Below are 18,184 nucleotides of genomic sequence, written 5' to 3'. Positions count from 1 at the left end.
GAAGAGGGAGGTGGAAGTACATGAATGTGCTGAGAATCGCGCTGAAGGAGATGAAGATCGTCCGGGAGCCGCGGATGCTGGTATTTATGCTGGCAACCCCGGTGCTGCTCATTCTGATCCTAGGGACGGCGCTTTCGAATGCTTTTAACGGCAGTACCACGATTGGAGACATTCGGGTGCTATACCATAACAATGGAGCAGAACCCGCGCTTACGGAGCAATGGCAGGCATTCATGCAGGAGGCGGAGCGCTCATCGGGCATGGCCTTTGAGCAGATCGAGGAAGGCATGGACGGAGGGCGGGAAGTGAGAAACAACCGGTACACCGGTTACGTGGAAATAGACGGCCAAGGCATCCGATATGAGGGGAACAGCCGCAACAGTATGGAGAACGGGATTGTGCAAGGGGTGCTGTCCGCCTTTGCCGACCGGTATCGGCTGTCAGCGGAAGCCGCGAAGATCGATCCGGAATATGAGAGCAAGCCGCTTGTTGATGATGGAGGGAGCTATGTGCTGGAGTCTTCCATTCAGGGAGCGAGGCAGCCGGGTTCGCTTGATTATTTTTCGATTGCGGTCACCACGATGATCATCCTGTACAGCGCCTTGACGGCAGACGGACTCATCGATAGTGAGCGAAAGCGAAACACCGCACAGCGCCTATTGGCTTCACCGGTGACGAAAGCCGAGATTTTTGCCGGAAAAATAACGGGCACGCTCGCAATCAATGCCGTATTTGTCATCATCGTCGTGCTGATCAGCAAATATATGTTCAATGCCTACTGGGGGGAGAACCCCGTCATGGTATTCCTGGTGTTGTTCACCGAGATCCTGTTTGCGCTCAGCCTTGGGCTCGGCATCAGTTACGTGCTGAAGGGCAATGCAGCCGGAGCTGTCATCATGGTCATTATTCAACTGGCTGCGTTTTTTGGCGGAGGATATACGCCGGTTGCAAGCACAACGGGATTCATGAGGGAGGCCGCAACGTATTCTCCCTTGCATTGGTCCAATGAAGCTCTGCTGCAGCTCATTTATTCAGGCAGTGGGTCGGCAGCCATGCATGCGATGATGCTGAATATCGGTTTTTCCATCCTGCTGCTGGCGGTAGCCATGATTTCGATGCGAAGAAGGGAGGGGCTGTAATGTCGAAGGATATGCTCTGGCTCATTCGAAAAACGATATTGACCTCGTTGAAGGATTATAAAAATCTGCTGCTCGTTATTGCGCTTCCCATTGTCGGCATTCTGCTATCCACCTTAATCTACAAGGGCTCCGGCGATACCTCCGTTACCCTTGGCATCGTGAATCACGATATTGAACAGAAGGTCACGCAAGATACGATCGATTTTGTTGCTCAATTGGAGCATACCGAGGCATCGGTCATTAGGGAATCGGAAGCGGATGACTTGGTTGTGTCGGGTGAGCTGGATGCGGTGCTGATCTTCCCCGAAGGGTTTGCGAAAGGCGTAATTCAGGGGACACCCGAGCCGGTCCGGATCGAGTCGATTAAGGGCGCTCAGGTTACGGGGTATGTCAAATCGTATCTGAACGCGTACGTCCAGAATATTTCATCCATGGGGGTTATAGCGGGTGGCGACGCCGCCGCGTTTAACGAATTATACAGCGGTTACCGCAGTTCTACGTTTCAATTGTCCACGACTATGGTTGCGGATCAATCGGCCAATCATGATATGACCAACCGGACGATCGGTTACTTGGTTGTGTTCATGCTATTCTCCGCCGTGAATCTATCGGCATTGACGATCCGGGATCGCGAGAACCGTACGTACTATAGACTCTTATCGTCGCCTATTACGGCCCGCAGTTACGTCTTCTCGAATGCCATCGTGAACATCATTCTGATGATGATCCAGATTGCGGCCACCTTGTTCGTCATGACCCGGTTCTTTCATATCGAGCCAGGCATTCCATTATGGCAGATGTTTCTGATTCTGTCGCTGTTCGCTCTGGTCGCGGTTAGTTTATCGCAGGTCATTGTCGCGTTCTCGGACAGCACCATGATGGCTAACGGAATCCAGACGATGGTGATCATGCCGACATCGCTGCTGGCGGGGTGTGTATTCCCGCTCTCCGTGATGCCCGAAGCGATTCAGCGAATCGCCGATTTCCTGCCGCAGTATTGGCTGCTCGATACGTTCGGCAAGCTTCAGCAAGGAAGCGGCCTGACCGACGTGATTCTGAACGTGGCGATTCTGCTGGCTTTTGCCTTGGCCTTATCGCTGATTGCAACCTACAAGTTCGCAAGAAATAGAGATACGCAGAGCTATATTTAAATTTAATGGCAGGGTCTCCTTGTACTGCACATAGGATGGCCGGCTATAAGCGATCAGGGGCTTGCTTGAACAGCAAGGCTCCTTTTTTTTCATTAGTCTAAAACCCGTTCTTCCGGCGAAAAATCTATTGGAAAAAATGAACAAAGCTATTTCATCTGGAGTTACTCCATGGTTTACAATGAGTTCAAGATACAGGATCTGGTTGAAACGTTGAACGATCGGGGGATGGTAAATGTTAGGTAAAGCGCGAAGTGCCTTGCGGCAAGCCTTTCGCTTCACTGCTACCGGACTGACTCTAGGGGAGAAATGGCGTCTGGCTCTTCCTGGTCCGATCCTGTCAGTCGGGGGAGTGCTCATCCACAATGTGTTCTTGAAGTATTACACGGATATCATCGGCCTCATATGACCTGGTGGTCGATACCGAGCGTTCCAATTACGGTTACGATAGGGAGATGATGTCAAGGGGCGACAGCGACATGGCAGGCATCTCAATAAACAAGTCGGGAATCAGAAGAACCATGGGTTATAGTGAGGCAGGACAGACTAAAGCGGTGTAGACGCTTATGTACAACATAAAAAGGCCAGCCGACAAAAATAAGCAGGGCGTCCCTTGTTCTGATTCCCGATAAGGATCAGTTATTAAGGGGACGCCCTCTCGGTTCTTTCAGAACGTGACCAATCCCATCGCTTTCTTGGCGGCAAGGAGTGTCGGGACTGCGGTTTCGGAAGCCCGCTGCGCTCCGTCCATCAAAATGCGATCAAGCTCGGAGGAATTCACGATTTCATGGAACCTCTCCTGGATCGGTTGAAGTTTCTCGATGACCACTTCGGCTAATTCCTTCTTGAACGTACCGTATCCTTGGCCTTCATACCGTTTCTCGATGACGGAGATGGCTTCCTCGGAGAATACGGAATATATTTCAATCAGATTGCTGACCGCCGGCTTCTGCTCCCAGTCGTGCCGGACCTGGCCATCGGAGTCGGTAACGGCCCTGGAGAACTTCTTGCGGATATCCTCCGGCGTATCCATCATGTGGACGCAGCTGTTCTTATTCGGGTTGCTTTTGCTCATCTTCTTGGACGGATCGTCAAGCCCCATGACGCGGGAGCCAATATCCTGAATGATCGGCTCAGGCACCGCAAACGTGCGGCCATACCGGTTGTTGAAGCGCTCGGCCACATCGCGGGTCAGTTCCAGATGCTGCTTCTGGTCGTCGCCGACAGGCACGTGCGTTGCCTGGTAGAGCAGCACATCGGCAGCCATCAGGACCGGATACGTAAACAACGCGGAGCTTACGGTATCCTTTCCGTCCGATTTCTCCTTGAATTGGGTCATGCGTTTTAATTCACCAAAATGCGCCTGCGTCTCCAGCAACCACCCGAGCTCTACATGCGCGGGGACCTGCGATTGCAGAAAGATCGTCGCTTTATCGGGGTCAATGCCCGACGCAATGTACAGCGCGGCAATGTCGCGCGTGCGCTGGTGCAGCTCCATGGGATCCTGATAGACCGTGATCGCATGCAGATCCGGCACGAAGAAATAGGACTCATACTCATGTTGCAGCTTCACATATTGACGGAGGGCACCTCCATATCCGCCAATATTCAAATCTCCGCTCGGCTTGATGCCTGACAATAATCGTTGCATAATAACCACCTCCTAATTTGTTTGCGAACAACACAAAAACACCTCATCCCTGTATGGGACGAAGTGTAACTTTCGCGGTACCACCCAAATTCGACTGTACGGTCGCTCTTTAGCATGACGCGGAAATGGGGAAACGCACCATTTTCCCTGTCATATCTCCCAAAGTAACGGTGGAGAGCCGTCAAGGCCTACTGCTCCGGCAGAGATCGGAGGTTCGGGTTGAAGCGAGAAGATCCATTCACTTATTCCGGAGTACCGGGCCTCGCACCAATCGCCGGTTCGCTTGGACCTCAAGAGATAAGCTACTATTTCTTCTCATAGCCGTGTGGTATGTTGTTCTTAAATTCATCTGTGCAGCTCTGTTCGAATGTGAATAGAGAACAAGATGATTTGATGAGTATCATCACACAGATGTTAGGTGAATGTCAAGAGGGATCGGGGGGGCAGGATGAGCGATAAGGACAGAGCGATTCTTGGGGACGGATTATCCATACTGTCGCAGTGCAGAATGCTAACAGGGGATATTTGGCAGGCTCATTACGGAGCGGCCGCGATCGCGGGTTATTTTTTTGTAAAGGCAAACCATTTGCCCGGGAAGGTCGAGGAGGCCGTTACGGCGGAGAACCAAAGGATGATCGCCAAGTATTTGCAGTCGGGAACGGTGACAGGGGAAAGCTTGAGTGTGAAAAGTGCCGAATCAAGGATTCTTGCGGCCCTTGACGATACGATTGATGGGCTGCACTGGGTCGGGCACAATGTGATCTATGCCGCAATAAGCCTGGCTGCACTCCACGAGCTTGGAGGCGGTCTACGGCATGAAGCAGCCGATATCGCGGAATTAATAGCCTCTTTCACGAAGACGATTCCGGGAAGGTCCTGGATCGGATATTCTGCTGCCGAGGTCAAACGGTTGACCCTGGATGAACTTGACGGGATATCAGAAATAACGGACGGCGATCAGCTGTCGGCCTTAATTTTAAACGAGCTGGCCTCTTATTCGGTGATCTACCGCGCAGAAGCCCATCATGACTTGATGGGGCATATGCTGACGTACTCGCATGCCTTAAACATCTTGTACGATCTTGGCCATCATGATTATTTCCACAGAGGCTTGCCGGGTCTGCTCAAAATCGTGAAGGTGCTCCGTGCCAGCAGCCAGCTGGATCCTGCAGAGCCGATCCGAATCGTGTCTCCGGTGGATCGGCTGCCACTCGTGGGGGCTCCAAGATCGGCTTGGCTGCCGCACCAGCCGGAGTACTGGGCGGGTATCGACGGGGCTGTCATCGATTGGGACTTCGGCCATCTGTTCAAATTTCCGTTCAGTTTCTACCATCATTGGAACCGTGTTTCGGCTCCGGCGAAGGCTATGGAGAATTTTCGATATATCATCCATCCGGTGCAGACGATCATTTTTCCTGAAGAGAGGTAACTTTTTTCATTTAGATCGGCACTTAAGGGATAGAGACACCGAGAGGGAGGTGAAGTGAGCGTGATCCAGTGGATTGAGGAAGCCCGGAGGGGCAGTGCCGAAGCTCAGGAAAGCTTGGTCCGGCATTTTACCGGCATGGCGCTGGCTGTGGCCTACGATAAGCTGCAGGATTCCCATTTGGCGGAGGACGCCGTGCAGGAGGCCTTTACAGAGGCCTTTGCGAATCTGCATAAGCTGCAGGATCCCCGGCGTTTCCCCGGATGGTTCAAAGTGATCGTGGAACGGCAGTGTTACAGAGACTTGCGCCGCAAGCAATTGCAGACGTTTCCGCTGCATGAGATAGAATTGCCGATGGGAGATCAGCGAAGCTTGGAGTCGGTCGTGGAAAAGAGAGAGCTGATCGGTCAGCTGCATGCCACGATCGCGGACTTGCCATCGGGCATGAGGATTGCGGTCCAGCTCTATTATTTTCAAGGCTACAACCTGCGTGAGATCTCGCAATATTTGGACATTTCTTTGCCGGCTTTGAAGAAGCGACTTTTTGATGCCCGGCGGAAGCTGAGGAACACGCTGCACGTAGCCGACTTTGTATCGGTGTTCACCGATCTGTATGAGGGAGGAAAACGCATGCTGCATATCGTTAACGGGGATTCGGTAGGGGATAAGCTGAAGCAAGGGAACATTCAAGGAGATATCCTGGTGTGGAGGGAGCTTTATTCGTTTGGTCCGGTTTATACGAAGATGGACGAGCCGGATCATCGGAGAACAAGAGCTCAGTATTTGGAGCAAACGCTGGGGATTCCACAGAAGGAATATATCGGGACCTGCGAGTCGCAGGAGAGGAAGCTCCAGGATTTTCGAAAATATGACGAAGTTGTGCTCTGGTTTGAGCATGACCTGTTTGACCAGACCATGCTGGCCTACTTGCTGCATTGGTTTAAGGAACAGTCACTGGGGAATACGAGGCTGAGTCTGCTGTGCATTGGCGCATACCCGGGCATCGAGCTTTTTCGCGGGCTGGGGCAGCTTAGCACAGAGCAGCTCGAGACTTTATCGGGCACATGGCATGCGATTGGAGACGAAGAGCTAATGCTGGGCAGCATGTTGTGGGAAGCCTATGCCTCGGACCTGCCGGAGAAACATCAGCGTTTGCTGGAAATGGATTCCTCGGCACTGCCTTTTGCGAGGGATGCGTTCGAGGCCCATCTGGCACGGCTGCCCTCTGTGAGCCATGGCCTCGGGATCATCGAGCAGACGACGTTAGAAGCTGTAGCGGGCGGAATTCATACGCCTTATGAGTTATTCCGCACAGTAGGTGACCGGCTTCATACACTCGGAATGGGAGACCTGGAATTCTGGTATTACCTGGCGAAGATGATTGAGGGGCCGGATTCCTTGCTGGTTATCGATGGTACAGCACTGTTTCCTGACTTCAAACTGGCTGTACCCCATTTTCAAGAGCGGGTGCTGCAAGTGACGAGTTTGGGGCATGAGGTGCTGGCCGGTAAGACCGACTATGCCTGCGCCGCAACGATCGATAAATGGGTAGGAGGCTTGCAGGTAAGGGGGAAGGATCCGTTATGGCGCTGGAACCCGGAGCGGAAGTCGGTTGTGCGGATAGCTGAAGCCGATTAACCGAAGACATAGGAAAAGAGCAATATTGAGCATATTGGGGGATCCGATTAACAGTAGAATACAGCAAAAGAGCTATCCTTTCTGGCGTTAATGCCAAGCAAGGATAGCTCTTTTCATAGTTACAGATGAGAGCCGCCGGTTGCATCGACCATCTGTCCCGTGACCCAGCGCCCGTCACTTGATGACAAAAACGCTACGACGTCCGCAATATCCGACGGCTGACCGATTCGGCCAAGCGCGGACATCTCTGCGGCATGCTGCTGCCCTTCCGGAGTATGAAGCCATGCAGCATTCACGTCCGTATCCACGATGCCCGGAAGAACCGCATTCACCGTGATCCCGCGTGGACCCAGCAGCTTGGCGAGGTGCAAGGTGAACGTATTGATGGCTCCCTTGGTGATGTTGTAAGCCATAATATGCGGATAGGCGATACGCGTCACACCGGAGGAGATGTTGACGATACGCCCGCCGTCACGCAGGAGCGGCAGAGCCTGTTGGACCAGGAAGAACGGTGCTTTTACATTAACGGCAAGTAGCTCGTCGAAGCTCTCCTCGGTCGTCTCTTCAAAGGTCTTTGAGGTTCCGATGCCTGCGTTATTCACCAGAATATCAAAATGCTGGTCCCGCGTTACACGCAGCAGCTCCTTCTTCAGCGAATGAATAAGCCCCTTGGCTCCATCTACCGATTCCAGCCCAGCACCTAAGGCGATAGCTTGCCCGCCTTGAACCTGTATGGTCTGCACAACCTCATCCGCAGCATCCCGGCGGTTTCCGTAATGAACAACGACCAGTGCCCCTTCTTCCGCCAACCGAAGCGCGATTCCTTTACCGATTCCTCGGCTTCCGCCTGTAACCAATGCAACTTTGTTTTCCAATCGTTTCATGAAACTCCACTCCTCTTGTTTGATTTAAAACTACTGTACACTCTCCGGTTAGGGGGAGAGTCAAGAGGTTGATTTAGAATTTTTCGAGAGTTATTCATGAACAACAAAGACATGGCGATTACTGCTGCTGCAAGTACGGATGGAGGCGATGGAGGCTGGGCAGAAGCCTGCTCCGGCAGCCTATGGATGGGTTACAACGCGTTGCCTTGTAAGGGGATAAGCAATTCCGCGGGGCGCTTCTTGCCATAGATATCTTTATCCGAGGTGAGATAGATTTCGCGGATCGGCTCCCGATCCGATTGAACGAGGCCTTGGGACGAAATCCATGCTTTGAGCTCGGGTGCAACGGGACAGCTATAACCGTACGGATCACAACGATGTACAAGAGATGCGGCGGATTGAAGCATCGGCAGGTAGTCCACACGAACACGGCCGTTAACAGGTATGTCCCTGGTTACGGGGATTGCGACTTCGATGTCGGCGATGTCGGCATTCTCGCTGCCGTGATCATGCCAAAGGATGGTTAACTGGCTAGCTTCCTCTTCTCCATAAGAGGAAGCATATTTCGTAATCTCATCAAGCAAGAGACATAGCTGGCTGCGGGGGACTTGGTCGCGAATCGATGCGGCGAGCTGGGATGGGACTTCCCGGATACGGATGAAGCCTGCCGGATCACCGGCTTCCGATGGCTCCAAGCGCGACATTCTGCTGTTCACCTCATCCAGCTGCAGCTGGAGGGTCTGCATCGCATGTCGAAGCTCCGTCATTTTATCCGCAAGTTTGTTCTTTACGGCATCGGTTCCTATATCCTCTTCAAAAAAATCCTTGAGCTGTTCCAAGGTAAACCCCTGTTCCTTGTAGGCGGCAATCCGCTTGACGGTCAGAAGCTGCTCCTCGGAATAGTAACGGTATCCGCTTTGCTCATCAACATGGGCCGGCCTTAACAGGCCCAGCTCATCATAATAACGCAATGTTTTGATGGAAATGCCGCTGACCTTGGCAAAAACGCTGATCTTCATCATACCGTTTGCTACCTCCTTTACGATTCGGTCTCTCGTGGATAACGATATCATATCCCGCTCTCCTGCCTGCGTAAAGAACGCAACTCGCCGGAACTGAGGGAACAACTCGGTCCCAAGACCGAGTCTGTTTTCATCCCGGGGCGGGAATTCAGTTCGGCCGGATTATCGTACAATGTGTTCAAAGAAGATTCGTGATCCCGCTTCAGAGCAAGAAAGGAGATAAGGTTGATGAACGGAACGCACGAGGATCGCCAGGCGATCCAAACGTTATTCGATTCGCTGTCCAAGGCGTGGGGAGAAGGGAATGGCCGGGCTTATGCGGAATGCTTTACGGTTGATGCGGATTACGTGACGTTTAGCGGGCAGCACTTGAAGGGCCGCCAAGAGATCGATGAGGTTCATCAGAAGCTGTGGGACGGGGTGCTCCGCGACTCCAAACTGGTAGCGGGGCCAACCCCGACGGAGCTGCGTTTCCTGACCCCGGAGCTTGCGATAGCCCAGGCTACGGGAGCGGTGCAGCTGAGATTCCATAAGAAGCCGCCCACCAGCCGCTTCTCCATTAATACCAACGTGCTGGTCAAAGTGAACGGAGAGTGGAAGATATCGGCATTTCATAACTGCCGGATTCAGAAGCCAGGCTGGATTCAGCGGATGATGATGCGTTCGAATTCAAAATCCAGCTGATTAAAGATGTGGAGGATGAGCTTTTGAAGAAGGGTGCGCTGATTGGAAAAGGCAGGAGTGCAGAGGTCTATGAATGGGGAGAGTCTCAGGCACTAAAGCTGTATTATGAAGGGTATCGCCCGGAATGGGTGACGTATGAGGCGGAGATGGGACGCATCGTTGCGGAAGCGGGGGTTCCCGCCCCTTCCGTCTTTGACATGGTGGATATTGAAGGACGTACGGGGCTGGTGTATGAACGGATTACGGGCCCTTCGATGCTGCGTCAGGTTCAATCGGCACCGTTTCAGCTAACGAAGTGCGCCCGGGATATGGCGCAGCTCCAACATGCGACGCACTGCTGCACGACCAGCCTGCTGCCGCCGCAAAAAGAAAAGCTGGAACACGCGATTCTTGATGCAAGCGGCATCCTGCAAGAAAAAGCGCAGGCCATATGCAAGGTGCTGGATTCATTTCCGGAAGGCGATTCCATCTGCCATGGCGACTTTCACCCGGACAATGTGATCGTCGCGGAGAACGGATGCCGGGCGATCGACTGGAACAATGCCCATGTGGGTAACCCGCTATGCGACGTCGCCAGGACATCGCTCATGTTCCAATCGCCGTTTAACCCGGTCGATCAGCCGGGCATCCTGGTGCTTCCGCTTCGGATGGCCCGCATGCTGTGGAATAAAGTATACCTGAACGAGTACTGCCGATTATCCCGTGCGAAGCTGGAGGATATCGACCGGTGGATGCTGCCCGTAGCGGCGGCCAGGCTGAGAGAGGATGTTCCCGGGGAAAGAGATTGGCTGCTCGGGCTGATTGATGACCGGCTCCGTGCTTATGCGTAATGAAATCGTGACTCCTGCGGGGGGAGAGCGGCTTCCATAATATAGGGCAAGTTCCCCGGTCGCCGCATCCGGATTTACATGCCTGTCTTCGCATGATATACGGCGGATGAAGTTCCCGTCCGGTAATAGGGGTAGCTCATATCCGTCTGGACCCGTTCTGCTGTCGCTGCATCGGTTAGCCTTTCGAGCACATATAAGCCGAGATCAATGGACGATGACACTCCGCTGCCCGTAAAGAGACGGCCGTCCTGTACAATGCGTGCTTGAACAACTTCCTTGCAGTAGGGTGTCAACAGTTCGTAAGCCGAAGCGTTGGTGGTAGCCCGCTTGCCCTCCAGCAAGCCGGCCGCGCCCAGAAGCAGCGATCCGGTGCAGACGGATACGAGATGTTTGGCTTCCCGGGCGGTCTGCAGCCAAGTCAGCACATCGGGGTCGCACCTCAGCTCCCTCGTGGTAAAGCCGCCAGGCACGAAGACCAGATCGTATTCCGAAAGATCCGGTTTGACCCGGGATACGACATACGCCAATCCGCGATCATCGGTAATTTGCGTGCTCAGCGCGCAATAATCCCAGGATATATCCGCTTCGGGACGGATGCGGGCAAGCCGGGTCATGACTTCGGTGAAGCCGATCAGGTCCAGGGCCGTCATGCCATGGAATAGAATGAAAGCCATTTTCATCAAGAACACCTGCCTATAGTGATTTTTTTAAGCTGGCGCCGCCCGGCTGGCCTGGAACGGAACGCCTTCGATTCGACGCACGATGAATCTGGTAATAGCCCGTGGCCGACAGAACGCTGAATATCAAGTTGATCCCGATCAGCGCTTGGTAGCTGTTCGTAAGGTCATACAGGAATCCGCCGGAGAAGGAGCCGAGAACGGCGCCCGCCTGATGGAAAATAAGCAGCGTTCCGGCCTGCAATCCAACGGAGCGATGGCCCATGGCCTCGCCGGCTACCAGAATACCGCCCGGAATGGCGCCTAAATAGCTGGCTCCGAAGATGAACGAGAAGAGGATCGGAGAGGCGCTGAAGTGCAGATACAGCACCATAAAGGCCACGATTCGAAATACGTACAGGAAGGACAAGGCCAAACTCCTCGACATCCGGTCCAGGAGGAAGGCAAACAGCAGTCCGCCTGTCAGCTCAAGCAAACCGAGAATACTCAGTGAGGACGTGAACATTACCGAACTGATCTGATGATGGCGATGGATGGCCATCAGGTGCATTTCAACCGTTCCCATGCTGAAGCCGCATGTGAACAAAGCGAAGATCACCAGAAGTACGGTGCGGCTGGTTGCCATTTCCTTGGCGATCGGGAGGATCCGTGGCCTCCCAGCCGATGGGGGCAATTCAGCAGCGGAGGGGTCGGCTTCGTGCTCTTCGCGCTTTCGTTCTTTCATGATAAGCAAGGTGAGCGGTATGGATACAAGCGTGATCCATAAGGTGAACGTGAATGCCGTTGTCCAATCGAGCCAGTCCCTGTTGCTTACAAATAGAGGCGTCAGAATGGCCAGGCCGAGCGAGCTCGCGCTGGTCATAATCATGAGTGCCTTCGCTTTATGGCGGCTGAACCAGCTTGTGACCACGACATAACCTGTACTTGCAGCCATGCCGGAGAGGCCGGAGAGCAGCCCGAGCCCCAGGAAGAATCCCGCCGGATGACGAAACGTAAGCACGGTCAGCATGGACATCACGCCAAACAGGGCGTTCAGGAGCATCATTTTTTTGGGACCGTATCGATCGGTCAACCATCCGCCGAGCGGAGAACAGATGGCGGCAACGGCAATGTTAACGGACCAGGTGAAGCTGATAAAGGTGAGGTCGACGCTTAAATCCCTTGCCATTTCGTGCTGGTAATAAGACATGACAAACCGGCTGATGGCCGCCGCAAACCCTAGCATCCATAGAAATATGAGAATGACCCATGCATAACCCCGGTCTCTTTTCATCGCAACCCCGTCAGCCCCTCTCCCAAGTCTTTACTTCCGCTATGTCATGCAATAAGCTAATTTTAATCATGGAATCGGAAATGAACAGGACAATTTAGAGCAACTGTATCAATACAGGGGGATAAGCGGGATGGACACGAAGCACGAACAAATTGTTGCCCATATGATCCGTGAAGTGGAGAGGGGGCATATCCGATCAGGTCATAAGCTGCCATCGGTCAGAGCCTTGGCCAAAATGTTCTCCTGCAGTCCCAATACGGTCGTTCGTGCGTATCAGACCTTGGAGCGCGATGATATCATTTACCCGGTGCCCAAAAGCGGATACTATCTCGTGGAGGGGAGGGGCCGAGCCTCTGCGCGGACGGAAAGCGGGCCGATTGATTTCGCCTCAACGACGCCCCGGGGCGATTTTTTGCCGTTTCAGGAGATGGAGCACTGCCTGCGTAAGGCGATTTCCTTATACAAGGAGGAACTGTTCGGTTACACCGATCCACAGGGGATCTTTTCGTTAAGGAACGAACTGAGCAGGTATTTCCACGCGCAGCAAATGTTCGCTAAACCTGATCAGATCGCTGTGGTGACCGGGGCTCAGCAGGCCTTCTCGATCCTGACGCGCATGCCTTTCCCGGGCGAGGGACGGGCGGTCCTGGTGGAGCAGCCGACGTATTTCGGTTTCTTGGCGGCGGCGCACGTTGCAGGCTGTCCGGTGATGGGCATCCATCGGGATGAGCATGGTATCGACCTGGAGGTGCTGGAGTCTTATTTTCGCAGCGGACAGATCAAGCTGTTCTACACGGTGCCGCGATTCCTCAACCCGTTAGGCACCTCGTATTCGCTGGAGCAGAAGAGGCGTATCGCGGATCTCGCCCGGCAGTATGATGTCTATATCGTGGAGGACGATTATCTGGCGGACCTGGAGGAGGATTCGAAGGCAGACCCTTTGTACGCACTGGATCAGTCGGACCATGTCATCTATGTCAAAAGCTTCTCGAAGACGATCCTGCCAGGCATTCGAATGGGCGCCGTCCTTCTTCCGGATCGGCTGTTGGATCCGTTTATTAGGCATAAAAACGCCGCAGACATATCGTCGCCGATCCTCTCCCAAGGCGCGCTTGAACTTTATATCAAGAGCGGCATGTACAAACGCCATGCAGCCCGCATCCGGGAGCATTACCGGGAGAAGATGCGCTATGCCATCGAGGTATGTGCCCGTGTCTTCGGCAGCGGCATTCACTATACGTGCCCCTCCTCCGGCGTGTTCATCACCATCCGGCTGCCCCAGTATGTAAAGGCATCCGCACTTCAGGATCGCTTGCTGCAGAGAGGTATCTCGGTTACGAACGTGGATCAACATCTGCTGCCTGAGAATCAGGGCAATGACCGGATTCGGTTATGTATCATCGGGGTGGAGAAACCCCGAATCGAGGCGGGTATGATTGTGATCGAGGAGGAAATACGGCGTTTAGAGCGGCGGATGAGGTAGAAGGAATGGCGGATCAAGCTGGGCAGCAGCGTGGGGAGAATACTTGGAAAACCTTGCAGCACGGCTGCTTCCGAAATTAAGGATTATCATCGATTCCGTCATCGGGCAAAGACAAACCAAAAAACAGGGGACCTATAGGTCTCCTGTTTGTTTGCGAATCGGCACGAGGGTCCAATAGGTACCGCATCGCCACAACCATTCCAAAGGTCCATATTGGAACCAACGCATCCACACTTGGCTGGCTATGATCTGAAATATCACAATCCCCAGGGAAACGAGCGAGGACACGGCATAAGTCGTCGGTGTGGTGTTCAGCATGAAGCGCTGAATGCCTACCAGAAAGACGGTTTGCCCAATGTAGTTGGTAAGCGCCATGCGCCCGTATGCCTGTAACGGATACAGCATCTTCGCACCTACGCGGGTACGTCCAAGCATTAAGAGAGAGCTTAGATAAAATACGGATACGAGAGGGCCTGTCGCCACCCCGATATGTGCCAGAGTGAAGGCGGCTTCCATGGTTGGCGACGGCGACTCGCCTGCTACCTCGAACAGAAACGATGGCATCGGCTCGGAAGGCGCTACCCACCACATGATACCGATGGCCAAAATCGTTCCTAACAGAGACGGTATCCAAATCATGCGCAACGAGCGTAATCTTAATCTTAATCCCTTGTTGATCGCATCAAGTAATCGATATTGGCCAGCAGCTAGACCTAATACGATCAGGAAAGGGATGGTGAGGAGTTTGACGCCCGTAACGGCCGCCAGAACAAACCCCGCCAATCCGATGAGAAGGTTAACCCTCCGCGGAGCCCAGTAGAGAGGAACCGTAAGCAGGCCAACAACCGCATAATAGAATAATGCTTCCCCCGATTGATACTGCTGATGGATGAAGCCGATCAGCACCAGAATCGCTAACCGGCGAATATACAGCCGAAGTCTTGGCTTTCCGCCCATTGTAGCGCTTCGTGATAGAAACATGTAGAATCCAAGTCCGAACAGAAACGTGAAGATGGTATAAAATCGGGCTTCCACAAAAAAGTTAAGTCCTCGCTGGAGCCAATAATCAGCTGCCGTTTCGGGTGTGTCGATGAGCCAGAGTCCCAACACGTTGACAAACGGCAGTCCAAGGAGGGCAAACCCCCTGAATTGGTCCAAAAAGTGCAAGCGTGTCTTTTCAAGGGCAGGGCGATACCGAGTCGCAGCGTCGTGTTGTCCTGCATGCATGATCACACCATCATCCTGTTCACGGATTTAATATAACGGGCTCTGGCGATCAGGAAATATATCATTTGGGCGGCTAAGAATGCCGATGAGGCTGCCATTACAGGTCCGTTTACATTCGGGACATCCAGGTAGCCTAGAATCGGGTCGAGCACGACCAAGGACTGCAGGGCTGCAACAAGGATGGGAATAAAGAATAGCACGGCAATCTGTATGGTTGCGGAGATGTTCATCTCTCGCGCGCTGAGTCCGATCTTGGACAGGGAACGGTACATCGCCTGATCGGCCGAAAGCTCTGTATGCAGTTTGAAATACAGGAAGCTTGCGGTTGAGATCGAGAAGATCAGGGTGACAAACACCCCGATAAAGCTGAATAACGCAAATCCCTGTTTATTGACGTAATAGTTCTCCGCCCTGGATTCTATATAACCTTCTCTGATTGCACTTCCGTTCCACTCCGACAGCTCAAGGCCGAGCTTGGTTTCGGGATCATCCTTCTCGGGGAGTCCTTGGGAATCGGGAAGAATAAACGGATACGTATGATTCACACTGATTTTATTTGCTTTGTTCCCGCCCTTCAGCTCTTCAAACATGGTGTCCGTAACGACCAGCAACCTGCCGCTATATACCAGAGCCGCAATCCGGTCTGTGCGGTTTTCCAAGATGAAGGAGTAGGGTTGGCCGGATAGTTCGATATCTGCTTCCGTTAGCTTCCCTTTACTCTTCCTCGCTGCATTCGGGGTTTCCGTCAATAAGGCTTCATTCTCGCCGAGTGTCCCGGCCGGCTTGGTATTCAACATAGCAGCCAAACGGTCGTATTGGGATTGCGGCATGATGTGTAAGGAGTCCTCCCCATTCGCTGACAAGCGATAGTAGATGGTTCCGACCTCCGCCCGTTTATACTCCAGCCCTTCTATTTGCAGACGATTTTCAATCAGGGCCAATTCGTCCTGCACCTTAGTCTCGTCGTCATTGTTATAGTAGCTGTAGCTAAGCGCGTACGGGTTATCCAAATATACCGATTTGATCGATTGCTGCATGGCCAGTACGAATCCGGTGCTCATGGAAGCCAGCGCTACCACAACCGTGACCAGAAACAGCATGCGGGCATTATCCTTAATCTTGTAACTCATTTCGGAAATCCACAGCAGGTTTGTTCCTTTCCAGGTGGTCCTGCGATTTCGCTGCAGCATGCGGACAATCCACACGGATAGCTGGGAGTAGAAGAAATACGTGCCCATAATTCCGGTTGCCGCAGCGATTATCAATCCCGCAGGGTCTAACGCTTTGACACGAAGGACGGTAAAGCCGATGGTAAGCAGCACCACGCCCAAGAGGGCCAGGAACAGATTGGCTTTCGGTTCGGTTTTCGGTTTGCTGGTGCCTTTGAGAAGCTCCAGAACTTGATTCTTCCGGATAAATAACAAGGTAAAGAGCGAAATGACGAGAAACAGCGCAGCGAACGCACCTGCGGTCAGCAGCATCGCTTTGACCGGCCAATAGAATGGCAGCTCGTCCATATCGATCACCTTGGTGCTGATGAGCAGGAACACCTTGGATAACAGCATTCCGCTGGCGATGCCCGTTACGATGGCAATGGCGCCAATCAGAATGTTCTCCAGGAAAATCAGCCAATTGATCTGTTTGGCTTCCGCTCCCAGAATCGTCAGAATGCCGAATTCCCGATTTCTCGACTTCAGGAATACGCTGATCGAATACAGAACGAACAAGAAGGCAAACACATAGACGATCACCGTGGCAATCGTCATTCCCGTACGCGTCATCGCGCCCATGGGCGAATTCTCGATGGCCGGATGGTAGATGAATACCGCGTACGTAAAGAAAATCATGACCATGAATGAGCTGCTCAGCAGGTAAGCGAAGTATTGGCGAGCATTCCGCCGGACGTTATTAAACGCGAATTGAGGAAAGCTCACTTGTATTCCCTCCCCAGAACGATAGCGTATCGATGATTTTTTGGAAAAAGGCCTGCCGGTTCTCTCCGCGGTGAATCTCGGCGGCAAGCTTGCCGTCTTTAATAAAAACGATGCGGTTGCAATAGCTTGCGGCCAGGGGATCATGCGTAACCAGCATTAAAGTGGTACGATCCCGCTCATTGATCTCGGCGAGCGACTCCATCACGATCCGAGAGGAGTTGGAATCGAGCGCTCCCGTAGGCTCATCCGCAAGCAGTAACAGGGGCGAGCCGATGATCGCCCGGGCAATCGCGGTGCGTTGCCTTTGGCCCCCCGAAATTTCGTACACGCGTTTATTCAGAATTTCCCGGATGCCAAGCCGCGAAGCGGTTTGCTGCAGCAGCGATTCCATGTCCTTTAGTGGACGGCGGTCCAGCGTAAGCGGGAGCACGATATTCTCGGCAACCGTTAGCGTGTCGAGCAGATTGAAATCCTGGAACACAAAGCCGAGCTGTCTGCGGCGGAAATGGGCAAGCTCGCTTTTTTTCATGGCGTAAGGATTGCTTCCCCCGATCTTGACCTCGCCCGAGCTGGGGCGATCGATGGTGGATACCATGTTCAGCAGGGTGGTTTTGCCGCTGCCGGATGGCCCCATGATGCCGACGAATTCTCCTTCTTTGATGGTGAGATGAATATCGGTAAGAGCTTGTGTCGCCACTTTGCCCGCATATACTTTGTTTAAAGCCTTTACTTCAAGAATATCCATAAATCCATAGGCTCCTTTCTATAACCTTGTTATTGTGCGAGTTCAAAAAGTCGGATTTTCAGCACCGAGAAGGTTGGATGAAACTAGGGAGTGAGGAGCGGAGCGTACGTTTTGGGTACGTGAGCACCGGAAGGCCCGGCTGAATTCAAGATTCGATGCCAAGTTACTTCTTGACTCCCTTCGTGTTAGATATAGAATTTATTCGTTATCAGCAGAGCTGATGAAATTCTATATCGCAAGAAAACCTACCTTTGAATCGCGGTCGCTCATCCTTGATTGGCCTCGATTGGTTTTCTTATCAAAAGGCGAATTTTTTGAACAACCTCTCAGTGTAGCCTAACTCTACCGCATACCGACATGCTCCTGCTATGGATTTAGGTGAAACGGAGCTTACATCTGCCATAAGGTTATGTTCGCATATTC

The 18,184-nt window shown here is 52.9% G+C and carries 16 protein-coding genes and 1 other annotated feature; of the genes, 8 read left to right on the top strand and 8 right to left on the bottom strand.

The window, feature by feature from the left end:
- Window positions 1-20: 20 nt before the first annotated feature.
- From MHH82_RS31465 to MHH82_RS31455, 3 genes are all read left to right on the top strand, one after another.
- Window positions 21-1,139 (top strand): ABC transporter permease, encoded by a 1,119-nt coding sequence (locus MHH82_RS31465; protein WP_340969457.1) that lies wholly within the window; start codon window positions 21-23, stop codon window positions 1,137-1,139.
- On the top strand, window positions 1,139-2,290 hold the full coding sequence (locus tag MHH82_RS31460) for an ABC transporter permease (protein ID WP_015737959.1): 1,152 nt from the start codon (window positions 1,139-1,141) through the stop codon (window positions 2,288-2,290). Before MHH82_RS31465 ends, MHH82_RS31460 begins: the two co-directional genes overlap by 1 nt.
- 232 nt (window positions 2,291-2,522) lie before the next feature.
- Window positions 2,523-2,696: a hypothetical protein gene (locus tag MHH82_RS31455; protein WP_015737958.1), complete on the top strand. Its 174-nt coding sequence runs from the start codon at window positions 2,523-2,525 to the stop codon at window positions 2,694-2,696.
- 258 nt (window positions 2,697-2,954) lie between these two features.
- Here MHH82_RS31455 and trpS read toward each other — a convergent pair whose 3' ends face one another.
- Window positions 2,955-3,938 (bottom strand): tryptophan--tRNA ligase, encoded by a 984-nt coding sequence (gene trpS / locus MHH82_RS31450; protein WP_015737957.1) that lies wholly within the window; start codon window positions 3,936-3,938, stop codon window positions 2,955-2,957.
- A 51-nt stretch (window positions 3,939-3,989) separates the two neighbouring features.
- Window positions 3,990-4,266, bottom strand: a binding site (T-box leader).
- 120 nt (window positions 4,267-4,386) lie between these two features.
- Between trpS and MHH82_RS31445 the strand changes: the two genes are divergently transcribed.
- Both MHH82_RS31445 and MHH82_RS31440 read left to right on the top strand, forming a co-directional pair.
- Window positions 4,387-5,367, top strand: a complete 981-nt coding sequence (locus MHH82_RS31445) for a hypothetical protein (RefSeq protein ID WP_340969455.1) — start codon at window positions 4,387-4,389, stop codon at window positions 5,365-5,367.
- Between the two features lie 54 nt (window positions 5,368-5,421).
- Window positions 5,422-7,002 (top strand): sigma-70 family RNA polymerase sigma factor, encoded by a 1,581-nt coding sequence (locus MHH82_RS31440; protein ID WP_445661984.1) that lies wholly within the window; start codon window positions 5,422-5,424, stop codon window positions 7,000-7,002.
- Window positions 7,003-7,121: 119 nt separating this feature from the next.
- Here MHH82_RS31440 and MHH82_RS31435 read toward each other — a convergent pair whose 3' ends face one another.
- Window positions 7,122-7,886, bottom strand: coding sequence for an SDR family oxidoreductase (locus MHH82_RS31435; protein ID WP_145039508.1), 765 nt, complete (start codon window positions 7,884-7,886; stop codon window positions 7,122-7,124).
- A gap of 191 nt (window positions 7,887-8,077) precedes the next feature.
- Complete coding sequence (locus MHH82_RS31430) at window positions 8,078-8,908, bottom strand: MerR family transcriptional regulator (RefSeq protein ID WP_340969449.1); 831 nt, start codon at window positions 8,906-8,908, stop codon at window positions 8,078-8,080.
- A gap of 228 nt (window positions 8,909-9,136) precedes the next feature.
- Between MHH82_RS31430 and MHH82_RS31425 the strand changes: the two genes are divergently transcribed.
- Window positions 9,137-9,592 (top strand): SgcJ/EcaC family oxidoreductase, encoded by a 456-nt coding sequence (locus tag MHH82_RS31425; protein WP_340969448.1) that lies wholly within the window; start codon window positions 9,137-9,139, stop codon window positions 9,590-9,592.
- Between the two features lie 23 nt (window positions 9,593-9,615).
- Window positions 9,616-10,422: a phosphotransferase family protein gene (locus tag MHH82_RS31420; protein WP_015737951.1), complete on the top strand. Its 807-nt coding sequence runs from the start codon at window positions 9,616-9,618 to the stop codon at window positions 10,420-10,422.
- 74 nt (window positions 10,423-10,496) lie between these two features.
- On the opposite strand, the gene MHH82_RS31415 is transcribed toward MHH82_RS31420, so the two are convergent.
- On the bottom strand, window positions 10,497-11,102 hold the full coding sequence (locus tag MHH82_RS31415) for a DJ-1/PfpI family protein (RefSeq protein WP_036659403.1): 606 nt from the start codon (window positions 11,100-11,102) through the stop codon (window positions 10,497-10,499).
- A 13-nt stretch (window positions 11,103-11,115) separates the two neighbouring features.
- On the bottom strand, window positions 11,116-12,372 hold the full coding sequence (locus tag MHH82_RS31410) for an MFS transporter (RefSeq protein WP_340969444.1): 1,257 nt from the start codon (window positions 12,370-12,372) through the stop codon (window positions 11,116-11,118).
- 130 nt (window positions 12,373-12,502) lie between these two features.
- Here MHH82_RS31410 and MHH82_RS31405 point away from each other — a divergent pair, with 130 nt between their 5' ends.
- A complete protein-coding gene (locus MHH82_RS31405) occupies window positions 12,503-13,855 on the top strand; it encodes an aminotransferase-like domain-containing protein (RefSeq protein ID WP_340969442.1) in 1,353 nt (450 codons plus the stop codon).
- A 132-nt stretch (window positions 13,856-13,987) separates the two neighbouring features.
- On the opposite strand, the gene MHH82_RS31400 is transcribed toward MHH82_RS31405, so the two are convergent.
- From MHH82_RS31400 to MHH82_RS31390, 3 genes are read right to left on the bottom strand one after another with little or no spacing between them, the layout of a single operon-like run.
- Window positions 13,988-15,082 (bottom strand): DUF418 domain-containing protein, encoded by a 1,095-nt coding sequence (locus MHH82_RS31400; RefSeq protein ID WP_015737947.1) that lies wholly within the window; start codon window positions 15,080-15,082, stop codon window positions 13,988-13,990.
- 2 nt (window positions 15,083-15,084) lie between these two features.
- Window positions 15,085-17,016: an ABC transporter permease gene (locus MHH82_RS31395; protein ID WP_340969439.1), complete on the bottom strand. Its 1,932-nt coding sequence runs from the start codon at window positions 17,014-17,016 to the stop codon at window positions 15,085-15,087.
- Entirely contained in the window at window positions 16,991-17,761 is a 771-nt protein-coding gene (locus MHH82_RS31390; protein WP_015737945.1) for an ABC transporter ATP-binding protein, read from the bottom strand. Before MHH82_RS31390 ends, MHH82_RS31395 begins: the two co-directional genes overlap by 26 nt.
- Between the last annotated feature and the right edge of the window lie 423 nt (window positions 17,762-18,184).

It is taken from the genome of Bacillus sp. FSL K6-6540, from assembly GCF_038007545.1.
This window is presented reverse-complemented; position numbering and strand designations above follow the sequence as displayed.